Genomic DNA, 12,522 nt, shown 5'->3' with positions numbered 1-12,522 from the left:
TTTCGGAAGGGAATCTTTTAGGTTTTGTAAAAAATAGAGGTATTTTACTTTATTTCCGAAATCATAAATCCCAAATCCGCAATTATTAGAAATCCTTCGTAAAGTACTGATTCATAATTCATCACTCACTCATTCACAACTCACTCAACCACTCAATAAACATGGAGAATATCTTAGTCATCAGTCGCCACCCCGAAATATTGGGTGTAGTGGTGCGCTTGATTAATCAACAGCCCGATTGGAATGCCATCGGAACTTGCGTTGATCAGGAAGCGCTACAGATTTTTCAACAAGAAAATATTGCTTTAGTACTTTTAGGAAATGGTATTTTACCAGAAGAAGAGGAAATGCTAAGAGCTGAACTATTAGCAATTAATCCAGCAGTTTTGATTATCCAGCACTATGGAGGAGGAAGTGGGCTATTGGCTTGCGAAATCCGCCAAGCCCTTGAGCATAAGGTTATTCTTGGATAAACTATTCTAAGAATGGAATTTAAAATTCATCTCTTAGAATAGTTTATTTTACTGATTTTTACATAAAATGAAAATTGTAAGTCAACGAAGGTATTGGTGAACCAAAAATAGTTAACTGATACGCTTTTATCCCAGCTTCGGTGCGTAAATACACTGAATAGGCATTTTTGCGACCATATAAATTATACACCGTAAAAGTCCAACTTCCCTCCCATCGGCGCTTGCGCATACTCGGATTTCGGATCGTCCAAGAAAAATCCAAACGGTGATAATCACTTATACGAGCATTGTTGCGGTCTTGATAAAATGGATAGGTCACGCCATCAAAAACCACAATACCAGTCGGGACTGTAAACGGTCGTCCAGTATTATAGACCATCGTAAAGCCAAATTCATGATGCGCTCCTTGTCCAATAATCAAGCTGGCGTTGAAACTATGCGGTCGGTCAAAGTTATTGGGATACCATTTTCCACCATTGACTTGCTCTTCATATCGGTCGCTTTGCTTGATTTGATTTAAACTTCTTGAATAAGTATATCCTAGCCAACCCGTCAAATCTCCTTTCTTTTTACTCAACATTACCTCCAAGCCATACGCCATTCCTTTACCTTGCAAGACCTGTGTTTCGAGATTGGGTTTTAAGATAAAATCAGCCCCAGGTTTGTAATCAAGCACATTTTCGTTGCGACGATAATATCCTTCCATCGAAAATTCATAGATATTATCTTTAAAATTTTTGAAATAGCCCAAAGAAAACAAATGACTACTTTGTGGACGAATATAGTCGTTGCTAGTGGCCCAACGCGAGGTTGGCAAAGGCGTTGTTGTGTTGGAAACTACTTGTAAATACTGTCGAATAAAATTATAACCAAACTTCAATGAAGAGGAATTGGTTAGCGAATACTTTGCCGATATACGTGGTTCGAGCCCGCCATAAGAAGCAATGACTTGTCCAGACCCATATTTTGTAGAATCGATTACAGTAAAATCTGAAAGTGGAACGCCACCTTGATAACGTCGTACAGTTCCTGCTCCCATCGCCCAATATTGGGCATACCTTAAGCCAAAGGATACGCTCAACTTAGCGTTTATAGTCATTTCATCTTCTCCGTAAATACCCGCTTCGATACTATTTTCATCAGGAATGGTAATAGGATTTACACTTGTTGACGCATTGGGCACCAAATTCCCTGGACTGATTTTGTACCAAATAGACGAAATTCCTCCCGTCAACTTATGTTTTTCATTCGGATTATAATGTAATTCTGATTTGAGCTGGCGATACAAAATTGCCGACGTAATATCTACGGTATTACTCGAATTTAACTGGGGCAACATCGTCTTGGGCTGATAATTTGTATAAATAGCCGACGTCTGCCAATCGAGTTGACTACTAAACAAATGAAACCATTTCAACGAAGCATTCAAAGATTTGTAATCATACTGAGTCGATGTTGCGCTGATATTATTAACAGTTCCTAATAAATCCGTCTGGAAAAAATCTTTACTAAAATATCCTGAAAAGGTAAAAGTATTTTTCTGATTAGGTTGAAAGAAAAACTTCGTGGCAATATCATAAAAGTTTGCTCGAATATTCTTAAGCCGCTCAGAACCCAACTGAAACAAAAAGTCGTTGAATGAACCTCTGGTGGACACCAACATGCTCAATTTATTTTTAATCAAAGGCGTTTCGATACTCAAACGATTGGAAACTAAGCTAATTCCTCCACTCAACTTGGTTTGAGTCAGACTAGGATTTTGTAGTGTCACATCCAATACCGAGGCTGTTCTACCGCCAAATCTGGCAGGAATACCGCCTTTGTACAATTCGACACCGCTAACGGCATCGGGTGTAAAAACGGAGAATAGTCCAAATAAGTGCGTAGGGTTAAAGATGGGTGTGTCGTCCAACAAAATCAAGGTTTGGTCTGTAGTACCTCCTCGGATATTTACCCCATTGGCGGCTTCTCCAACAGAAGTCACGCCTGGCAACATTTGAATACCTCTGAGTACATCCACCTCTCCCATAATTGCAGGGATTTTTTTGATGGTTTTCATACTCATGGGCGTTACCCCCAAGAGAGTTCTATCTACATTTTTGGTAGCACCCTGTGTTGATACCACTACTTCATCTAACTCTTTAGCAATGTTTAGTAGACTGATATTAAGCAAAACTGTAGTTTTTTTAAAAGATATCCTTCTTCGAAAAGTCCTATATCCTATCATGCTGATAGTTACTGTATATTCGCCATACGGAACTAAAGAAGCAAAACTTCCATCTGCTTGGGTATATACGCCCTGATTATCGATTTTGACAGCAACACCCTCTATTGGCTTTCTATCCAACGAATCTATGACGGTGCCTGTAAAGGATGAGTATTGCTTTTTATTTCCGTTTTGCGAATAACCGCCAAGCGACAAAAGCATAAATATGATGAGTAAAAAGTGTTTCATGATCATTTTGGTAGGGTTCAACAATTATTGTTGCCAACCTTTAGGTTGAATTGGCGTTCGATTTGCACTTGGGACACAGCCCGCAGATGGCGGTCTTGTAGGAGGATTAGAAGGCTCCTCAACAATAGAATGCCCCAAAATCAAGGCCATTGGCCCTACAGCATCGCTTCGGTCAATCCAAAAACTATATTTTTGAACATTGGCTACCCCAAAATACCCTACTACTTTTTCATCGGGATTCGACACGTTCTGAATATTTCCAACAATAGCAGAAGGAGGTGTATCGGCTAGGCCTCCTGTACCTTGAGTAAGCTGACGAACCAATTGGTAAAACTTATATACCTCTAGCGAAACACTAATTTGTTCAAGATTGACCAAGCAACCGTAATCATTGTAAAAAGGAATTTGGGCAACCAATTTATCTTTTATCAATTTCCCCTGAGAGGCTCTATCGTCCTGAATCATGACTTTCGAATTATGTAAAATAGCATAACAGGCAGACTCGCATGGATAATCATAATACGCCTTATTTAATCCACGAGGTGCGGTAACGCACGATTGCGTTTTGTAATCCAATACCGAATTATTACAAGTTTTACAAAATGCCAGTTTTTCGTAGTGTGTATATCTCCATAAATAGAAATTATTTGCGGTTGGGTCGTCCTGAAAATCTACGTATAATTCTGTAGCGGAGGTATAAGTTTTGCCATCGTTTGACAATACACTTTGTAAATTAAATTGCTTTTTGACATTCAAAATCGGTGGGGTAGTATTGATTTTCTCTGGTGTTGACTGGTATTTATCACCCGTTTTTAACTCAAAAGCCAGCCGATAGGCATAATTAGGATTTAGTTTGAAGTCAGGGAAAGGAATTAGTCTGCCCGAAGCTAAGATTTTCAATGGAATTTCCTGCTTAGTTTCTTCCACAATTATAGAGGCTTTTACGACATCAGCATCTAAAATTTGAGCAAACTCATTGGAATAATTAGAATAGTAAATCTGAATGGTATCGGGAGCGGCTTGATTATCATTCAAAAAGCCTTCCACAACCAAATGTTTTCCGTCTTTTTCAAAATCAAACTCATAAGGGTCTACGCAGGAACATAGCCCCACGGCAATAAGGACGACCCAAAGGTATCGTCGTAAGTAGATTTTTTTCATAGAATGATAGTTTCTGAAGGTATTAAATTGGCAATTGGGGGTTCTTGGGAAGTCCTTTACACCAAAAATTTTATTTTGCACCAAAGTGCAATCAATTGGATAGTTGGATACAAATGTACCCGAAAGGCTTATTTTATTTTTATTTTTTATTAAAAAATCACAAAATTACTTTTCCAAGAAAGGCTAAACCAAGTTTTTCGACAAGGCCTCATTTGTGAGTCTTAAATAATTTCTATTTTTACTCAGAAAAAAATTAAGTGTTAATGGTGTATCACTATATCATGTAAAATGCAAAGCATTGCGTCCCTACGAGCAGAAATAATTTTACTTTTGTTAAAATCACTCAATTATCAACAGCACTCATCAACAATCCTATGAAAAAAATCACTTTACTACTTTTTTACCTTTTACCATTTGCACTGTTTGCTCAAAAATTCAACAAAGTCGAAATTGCTCGATGGGAAAAGCAAGCACAGCAAGTGCAAATTATCCGTGACAATTGGGGAATTCCACATATTTATGGCAAAACCGATGCAGATGCGGTTTTTGGTTTGCTCTATGCGCAATGCGAGGACGATTTCAAACGAGTTGAAATGAATTACATTGAAAAACTCGGACGTCTTTCTGAAATAAAAGGAGAAAGTCAGCTTTATGAAGATTTACTCATCCGCATGGTTATTGACTCTTCGGAAGCAATGGCTGATTATCAAAAAGCTCCTGTTTGGCTCAAAACGCTCCTCAATGCGCATGCCGATGCCATCAATTATTATCTTTATAAACACCCAGAAGTAAAACCTGCCTTGCTGACTCGTTTTCAACCTTGGTATTCTTTACTGTGGACAGATGGCAGCATTGGGGCTATTAATACCGCTGATGTTACAACCAACGATCTAAAAAGCTTATACGAAGGAAAAGACGCCTTAGGGTATTTTTACAAAAAACCTGTAGAAGAAGAAATCCTGACAGGCTCGAATGGCTTTGCTTTTTCACCCAAAATCACTGAATCAGGTAAGGCTATTTTGTATATCAATCCGCACGTAACCTTTTATTTCAGACCCGAAGTACACGTAATTAGCGAGCAAGAACTTAATGCCTACGGTGCAGTTACATGGGGACAGCTATTTGTTTATCAAGGCTTTAATGAAAAATGTGGCTGGATGCACACCTCTAGTTATACCGATATTGCGGATACATATCTTGAAAAAATTCAAAAGAAGGGTAACAACTGGGTATATTTATATGAAGGCAAAGAGCGAGCTATTAAAATCAAAAAAGTTAAAATTGGCATACTGAAAAATGGCAAAATTGAAAATAAAAACTTTGATGTCATGTACACGCATCACGGTCCTGTGATGGCAAAACGCAACGGTCAATGGATTAGTGTGAAAGCCAATAACCGCTCGATGACTGGCTTGATTCAAAGTTGGCAACGCACCAAAGCAAAAAGCTTTGCTGAGTATAAAAAAACAATGGATTTATTGGCAAATACCTCCAATAACACCGTTTATGCCGATGCTGAAGGAAATATTGCTTACTGGCATGGAAACTATTTGCCAATTCGTGACAACAAATACGACTGGTCGAAACCAGTAGATGGCTCTATTGCAGCTACCGAGTGGAAAGGTTTGCACCCAGTAAAAGAGTCATTGCATGTGTATAACCCTACCAATGGCTGGCTTCAAAACTGCAATGCCACACCTTATACGGTAGCAGGAAGTAATAGTCCGAAACGTGCCGATTATCCAAAATACATGGCCCCTGATGGAGAAAATTTTAGAGGAATTAATGCGGTAAGAGTTTTAAGTAGCATTCCAAAGTACAATTTAGATAAGGTTATTGAAGCAGGTTATGATTCCTATTTGGCGGCCTTCGAAGTGCTAGTTCCTGCTTTGATAAAAGCATACGAAAAAGAAGGTCAAAATTCAAAATATGCCTCTATTGCCGACCCTATTGAACAATTAAAACTTTGGGATTTTCGTACTAGCAAAAGCTCTATTCCTACGGCTTTAGCCATAGAATGGGCCACAAGACTACAATCTGCCATCGCTAAAGTACAAGTAAAAGATGAACTAAAAGCAGACCAAGTTGGTCGTACAGAACAGTACGTAGCCACAGCATCTGCTCAAGAACTCCTAGACCCTATGCTCGAGACTATCCAAGATTTACGTAGCCGTTTTGGTACTTGGCAAGTTGCATGGGGCGAAATCAACCGATTCCAGCGTATTTCGAGCGATATTGAACAAAAGTATGACGATAGCAAAGCAAGTATTCCAGTGCCATTTGCCTCTTCTGCTTGGGGAATGCTGCCTTCTTACACAGGAAGATATTATGGCACTAAAAAACGCTACGGCGTAAATGGCAATAGTTTTATTTGTGCAGTAGAGTTTGGAGAAAAAGTAAAAGCTAAATCATTATTAGCAGGTGGTCAAAGTGGTAATCCAAACTCTATCCACTTCTTCGACCAAGCCGAAATGTATACCAACGGACAATTCAAAGAGGTACTTTACTACAAAGAAGACGTCATGAAGTTTGCAGATAAAATTTATTATCCAGGGAAATAATTGTGAGTGCTGAGTTGGGAGTTTTGAGTGCTGAGTTGTCCTAAAATATCAATTTCTGATATTGGATTTCGAAGGTATATTTTTGGTATTGCACTGAGAACTCAGACTCAGCTTACACTTATTCACAATTCTTCATTCACAACTCACAATTAAATAAAAAAAGCATCAACAAAATTTGTCGATGCTTTTTGAAATCCCTAATACTTATCTCTCTCTATGAAACCGCAATTAGATAGTAAATTTTACACTCCTATTGCTTAAATATGTGTAATAAACACAGGTACTTTCAGATTTTGTAAAAGCTCCTCTGATGTACTTTTGTGTAAAATTCTTGACAATACATTTCTACCATACGACCCCATGACTACAATAGACGTACGGTGCGTATTGATATAATTTGCCAGCATTTCGCCAGGATTACCATGTGGCAATACCTCAAAATGGACAGTACTTACTTGTTTTTTCAGAAAATTCATAAATGCCTCCTCACGAGGAATCGTCATGGAGTCTTCTTTTTCAGCCACCGAAACCACCGTAAATTCTTTGTAACGTTTGGCAGGAAATAAATACAAAAATTGTTTAATTGCAAAAACTGAAGACGCAGAACCATCATAAGTTAGCGTAATATGATGAATTGGGTCAGGGTCTTCTGGGACTATAATGACAGGGCATTCGGCATCTTTCAACAACTCTTTTACAAACTGATTATTAGCTTTTTGCTTTTCTTCGGTAAAGGAAACCTCCCCTCCTACAATAATCACATCAGCAAAACGACTTTCACGCACCAAATCATAATCAGGTATTCCCATGTCTTTTACAACCTCATAATGTGGATAAAACTCCTTACAATACCACTCAAACTGCTGAATGCTTTTATTGAGTTCTACCTCCTCTTCCTCTGCCAATTTCAACAAGGGACTTGCATCAAAATAGGGTTGACCTTCCAACACGGTAGCCGAAGCACCATAACGGTAGTACAAATCGTGTAGAAATACGCCCGTAATAACCGAGCCACTATCTTTGGCCAACTGAATGGCATAATTTACTGCTCCTTTCGAGAAATGAAGACCATCAAACGCTACGATAACTTTTTTCATGACCAATGCTGTTTAGGTTGAGTTTCTATATCAAAACTACACAGCATTGACTTGTAACTAAATGACGCTAATCACCTCATTGTGAGATAGAAATTAGTCGTATTTCTGAGAAAAATCAGACATGAAACGATTGGTGTGGGGCAGGGATATATACCTCCACAAATCCTTTTTTGATAAGTCTTCTTTTAAAATGTTCTTGCACTTCGGGCTCGCCATGCACGACAAAAAACTGCTTGACTAACAGGGGGTCTTGGCAAGCCAAAAACTGTGACAAATCTTCATAATCGGCATGTGCCGAAAGACTTTTTATCTCAGCAATTTCGGCTTTTACCTGATATTCTTCTCCAAAAATAGTGACATTCGAAGGACGTAATTTGAGGCGTCCACCTAAAGAATTGGGTTCACAATAACCTGCTAATAAAATGGTATTTCTGGAATTTTGAATAGAATTAGCAATATGGTGTTTTACGCGCCCTGCCTCTGCCATGCCTGATGCCGAAATGATAATACAAGGCTCTTTTTTCTGGTTTAAATCTTGTGAAGATTCTTTATCAGTAATATATCTTAAAGTCGAAAAGTCAAATGGATTTTCATCATGCTCCATATATTTCAACAATTTTTTGTTAAAACATTCTGGATGATTGTAGGTAATTCGTGTCGCTTCTGTCGAAAGGGGACTATCCACATATACATTCAAAGAAGGAATCCTACCGCTTTCAATCAAACGGTTTAAGATATACACTAGCTCCTGTGTACGTCCAACACTAAAGGCTGGAATAATCAATTTGCCTTCTCGCTCAAAACAAGTTCTCAAAATAACCTTAATAAATTCTTCTTCCGAAACTTGTGCATCGTCATGCAAAGAATCCCCATAAGTAGACTCACAAATAATAATGTCTGCCTGTGGAAAAGGAGCCGGTGATTTCAAAATAGAATCGTTGTATCGACCCACATCACCTGTAAATGTTAAATGCTTAATTTCCTCATCCTCTTTTATTCTAAGGTTTACGACGGCTGCCCCAAGAATATGTCCTGCTTCGGTAAATTTGAGTTGAATATCCTCATCTATTTGGTGCCACTCATCTAGTTCTTTGGGCACAAATCGTATCAAACAACGCATGACATCCTGCGTTTCGTAAAGGGGTTTTAAAGCTGATTTGTTGGCATCTCTGCGTTTTTTGTTGATAAACTTAGCATCTGTTTCTTGTATATGTGCAGAATCTAACAAGAGGATTTGGGCTAAATCTTTGGTGGGATAGGTACAATAAACTTTGCCTTTGTAGCCTTCATTAACCAATTTAGGAATCAGACCAGAGTGGTCGATATGAGCATGAGAAAGCACCATATAGTCGATTTCGGCAGGGTCAAATCCAAATTCTCTATTGAGCGAATCAGTTTCGTTTCCTCGCCCTTGAAACATGCCACAATCCAATAAAAGTTTCTTGCCGTTTTTAAGCGTAATTAAGTGCTTGCTTCCTGTAACGGTCTGAGCAGCACCGTGAAATGATAGTTTCATAGCTTTAGATAAGTTTGTTTTTGGATGAAAACTTTATATACTAAAGGTAGAACGAAACATCACATATTATTCTTAGCAACGTCAATAAAAAAGATGATATAAATCAAGTGGGGAGTCGGCTTGGGGGGGATGGGATTTGGGGTAAAATTAGGGTGATTAAGCCAAGTTTTACTCAAATCCCATATAAACTAATTTTTTTTGTTGAGTGATTTTCTCTCTAAAAAAAGGATTTTTGATTGCTTTTTCTTCAAGCAAATCAACAGGCTTTTGAAGGAGCGTTTGTAATGAATACTTTAAATCGAAATAATTATCAGCATAGTCTTCTAATGCAATGTTCTCAAAATCTACGATTAAGTCTATATCACTATCTGAGTTAAAACGACTTGTCAAAACTGAGCCAAATACATACAATGATTTTACCTTATGTGATTTACAAAGGTTTATAATCGAATCTATATGTTTTTCAATTGGAGTCATCTCATTCAAAGATAGTAAACTAGGGCAAATAAATAGACCAAATTTTATTTCTTATTTCACAACAGCTTTCACGATATATCCTTCTTTTCTCAATAAACTAATCACCCCATTTTCGCCAGGCAAGTGCCCTGCTCCTACCGCAAAAAAAGTAGGTTTTTCATGAATAACTTTTTTGATTCTTGGTACCCAATTTTTGTTTCGGTCATTCAATAAGTTCTTTTCAAACTCCACATCCATCGTTGACGATGAGGTCATATCTTTGAGCAAACCCTCTAGGTTTTGTGATTTATAATCCTTAATCATTTGGCCAAAGGTATTTTTATCGGCATTCCAGTTTTTTACCATTTTGACCAACATCAAATCTGCTTGTTGCTCATATCCCATTTTATCGATGGCCGACATTTGTTCTTCTACCGTCTCTAACCCTAACACTTCTTTTTGCTGAGCTTTTGCCATTTCTACAAAAGTCATTTCGTAACTTTTGATAGGACAGTTAAGCATTTTCATCACCGTCATCGAACTCAAGGCAAAGGGTTTTAATTTTTGTACTTTATCAACATTTATCCCTATCGAATCTTTAAAAAATTGCGCTACCAACTGATAATCGCCCTCTTTCATGAGTGATTTAAGGGTTGTCCCTTCTGGCATAAACATCATTTTTTGCATATCCATCATCATCGAAGGCTCGTCCATGTCTAGCTCCAAATACACTTGTGATGATTTTGTGACACTTTGTTCAATACTCTGATTCATCACAAAATCCTTTGGGCAAATCGCATGAATAGTCCCAAAAAGATAAGAAGGCTTGGCAAGTCCATTTCCAGAAATTTCCCATAACAAAGAATGTTGTTTTTCTTGTGCATACAAGCGCGGAAGCAACAATGCACTAAAACATAAAACTATCGTAAAACATTTAGCCAAATAAGTCATATTGAGTTTTGAATTTTGAGTGAGGAATTTTGAGTTTTTATTTTCGTTGATAAATATTTTAGTTTTTCTTCACATTATTCAAAGAGGTATAATAGAAGAAAAAGGCAACAAAAAAACCGATAGGTAAGCCAAGCCAAAAACTTTTAATAATCCAACCCAGGACGATTCCAAAAAGTAGTCCTACCAATAAATAAGTCGTTGCCTTTGCTTCGGGGTCGTATTTGTATTCCATAAAACAATGTTGGCGTAATGCCTGATAACTATTCAAAAACTCGTCCGAAGGTTCAGGGTTTCGAGGAGATATAGCATCAATTGTTTTTTTCAAAAGTCTCAAAGCTGTTTGTTGCTGATCACTGTTTTTCAAGGACTTACTAAGTTTATGAATGATTTTATAAAGCTCAATTACCTTATATTGCTTTTTTTGCTCGGTCGAAAAACTTTCTACTTTTTGTGCTAGTAAATTTTTGAGAATATCTGTTTGCATGATTGATGTTCTATTTGAACCACAAAACTAAAACTATTCATTCAATTCTTCTAAAATCCCTACCAATCGTGTGAGGTGCTGCCCGTAAAGACGATTGATATACCAGCGCATCAACCACCACATGAAGGGAGCCATGCCAACAGCTATCATCGCAGAAGTCTTTAGACCATCTTCCAAAGGACTCAGAATAAGGTATGCTCCTAAAAAATTGGCAAAGGGTATCAACAAAATATTCAGCCATGTATAGGCTTTGATATAAAGCTTAAACTGTTTAATCAGTTGTGTCAAAGATTCTTTTAACGAAACATCAGCCATCGAAATAGACTTTAGACGCAACAAACCCCAACCGTAAAACCCCAAACTTGCCACCATAAATACCCCCATAATAATTCCTCCTATTTTCCAATGTTCTTCCGCATGAAAAAAGGTATAATAGAACCACGCAATGATCACCAAAATAGAAACTACCAATTCATACCAGATGTTTCTTATCAAACGCTCTAGGATATTCTCGGAGCGTTGTCGGGTTATCAGCAATAAGGCTTCAGCATTCATCGCAGGCTGAGATGCCTCACCCGAATTTTGCCAAATATGTTTTAAATCATCGAGTTCCATAGTGGATTTAGCGATTTGATTTTGAATAACTTACCAATACAATCATTATTTTTTTTGACCTATCTCAGTTCTTAGTTTTTCTCTGATTCTGGTCATTTTTACCCTGACATTATTGGCTGTAATACCCATAATTTCGGCTATTTCCTCATTTTCTTTTTCTTCAAAATATAACATTAAAAGTGCCTTTTCTACAGAAGAAAGATGTTCCATGGCCTTATATAATAATTGTATTTTTTCCTCTTGACTTGAATCAGGTATCCAATCAGGAATGTCGTGATTAAGCTCGTCAAGTGATTGAGCAACAGGCTTTCGTTTTATTTTTCGTAAATCAGAAATGGCAACATTCAAAGCGATTTGATACACCCAAGTCGACACTTTTGATTCATGCCTAAACTTGGGGAATGCCTTCCATAGCTGTATCACTATTTCTTGAAAAAGGTCTTTTCTGTCATCGAAGTCACGGCAATACATCCCACAAATTTTGTGGATAATAGCTTGATGAGCTTGTAATGCTGTAACAAATTGCTTTTCGATAGACACCTATGAGTTCTGAGTTTTGAGTTGAGAGTGATGAGTTGTGCTTTGTGCTTGCCTAAAATAGGTTGCCATCAAACTCATTTTAAGGAATTTATGACATTAGTCGTTACAACTACAATAGAATTACAGGAGTGGTCTATTTTTTTGTAAAATGGACAAAAAAATACCCCGAAAGGCTCAAATTCCTTCGGGGCATATCTCTATTTATTTTTATCC

11 protein-coding genes are annotated in these 12,522 nt (G+C 37.6%); 2 read left to right on the top strand and 9 right to left on the bottom strand.

Going from position 1 to position 12,522, the window contains the following annotated elements; all coding sequences use genetic code 11:
• Positions 1–161 precede the first annotated feature (161 nt).
• Positions 162–473, top strand: a complete 312-nt coding sequence (locus ACOVQ4_RS20390; protein WP_421822448.1) for a response regulator receiver protein — start codon at positions 162–164, stop codon at positions 471–473.
• A gap of 58 nt (positions 474–531) precedes the next feature.
• On the opposite strand, the gene ACOVQ4_RS20385 is transcribed toward ACOVQ4_RS20390, so the two are convergent.
• Both ACOVQ4_RS20385 and ACOVQ4_RS20380 read right to left on the bottom strand, forming a co-directional pair.
• Positions 532–2,928, bottom strand: coding sequence for a TonB-dependent receptor (locus tag ACOVQ4_RS20385; RefSeq protein ID WP_421822447.1), 2,397 nt, complete (start codon positions 2,926–2,928; stop codon positions 532–534).
• A gap of 24 nt (positions 2,929–2,952) precedes the next feature.
• Positions 2,953–4,089 carry a DUF4249 domain-containing protein gene (locus ACOVQ4_RS20380; RefSeq protein ID WP_421822446.1) on the bottom strand — a complete coding sequence of 379 codons (1,137 nt, stop codon included), beginning with the start codon at positions 4,087–4,089 and terminating at the stop codon, positions 2,953–2,955.
• 374 nt (positions 4,090–4,463) lie between these two features.
• On the opposite strand from ACOVQ4_RS20380, the gene ACOVQ4_RS20375 reads away from it, so the two are divergent.
• Positions 4,464–6,650 carry a penicillin acylase family protein gene (locus tag ACOVQ4_RS20375; protein ID WP_421822445.1) on the top strand — a complete coding sequence of 729 codons (2,187 nt, stop codon included), beginning with the start codon at positions 4,464–4,466 and terminating at the stop codon, positions 6,648–6,650.
• Positions 6,651–6,907: 257 nt separating this feature from the next.
• Here ACOVQ4_RS20375 and ACOVQ4_RS20370 read toward each other — a convergent pair whose 3' ends face one another.
• The 7 genes from ACOVQ4_RS20370 to ACOVQ4_RS20340 form a co-directional block, all read right to left on the bottom strand.
• Entirely contained in the window at positions 6,908–7,747 is an 840-nt protein-coding gene (locus ACOVQ4_RS20370) for a universal stress protein (protein ID WP_095160156.1), read from the bottom strand.
• A 115-nt stretch (positions 7,748–7,862) separates the two neighbouring features.
• Positions 7,863–9,263, bottom strand: coding sequence for an MBL fold metallo-hydrolase RNA specificity domain-containing protein (locus ACOVQ4_RS20365; protein WP_421822444.1), 1,401 nt, complete (start codon positions 9,261–9,263; stop codon positions 7,863–7,865).
• 168 nt (positions 9,264–9,431) lie between these two features.
• Positions 9,432–9,740, bottom strand: coding sequence for a nucleotidyltransferase family protein (locus tag ACOVQ4_RS20360; protein WP_421822443.1), 309 nt, complete (start codon positions 9,738–9,740; stop codon positions 9,432–9,434).
• Positions 9,741–9,791: 51 nt separating this feature from the next.
• Positions 9,792–10,670 (bottom strand): TraB/GumN family protein, encoded by an 879-nt coding sequence (locus ACOVQ4_RS20355; RefSeq protein WP_421822442.1) that lies wholly within the window; start codon positions 10,668–10,670, stop codon positions 9,792–9,794.
• Between the two features lie 58 nt (positions 10,671–10,728).
• Positions 10,729–11,154, bottom strand: coding sequence for a hypothetical protein (locus ACOVQ4_RS20350; RefSeq protein WP_421822441.1), 426 nt, complete (start codon positions 11,152–11,154; stop codon positions 10,729–10,731).
• 33 nt (positions 11,155–11,187) lie between these two features.
• Positions 11,188–11,769, bottom strand: coding sequence for a hypothetical protein (locus tag ACOVQ4_RS20345; protein ID WP_421822440.1), 582 nt, complete (start codon positions 11,767–11,769; stop codon positions 11,188–11,190).
• Positions 11,770–11,814: 45 nt separating this feature from the next.
• Positions 11,815–12,309 (bottom strand): RNA polymerase sigma factor, encoded by a 495-nt coding sequence (locus ACOVQ4_RS20340; protein ID WP_421822439.1) that lies wholly within the window; start codon positions 12,307–12,309, stop codon positions 11,815–11,817.
• Between the last annotated feature and the right edge of the window lie 213 nt (positions 12,310–12,522).

This window comes from Flectobacillus sp. (genome assembly GCF_049240685.1).
Classification (GTDB): Bacteria; Bacteroidota; Bacteroidia; order Cytophagales; family Spirosomataceae; genus Flectobacillus.
This window is presented reverse-complemented; position numbering and strand designations above follow the sequence as displayed.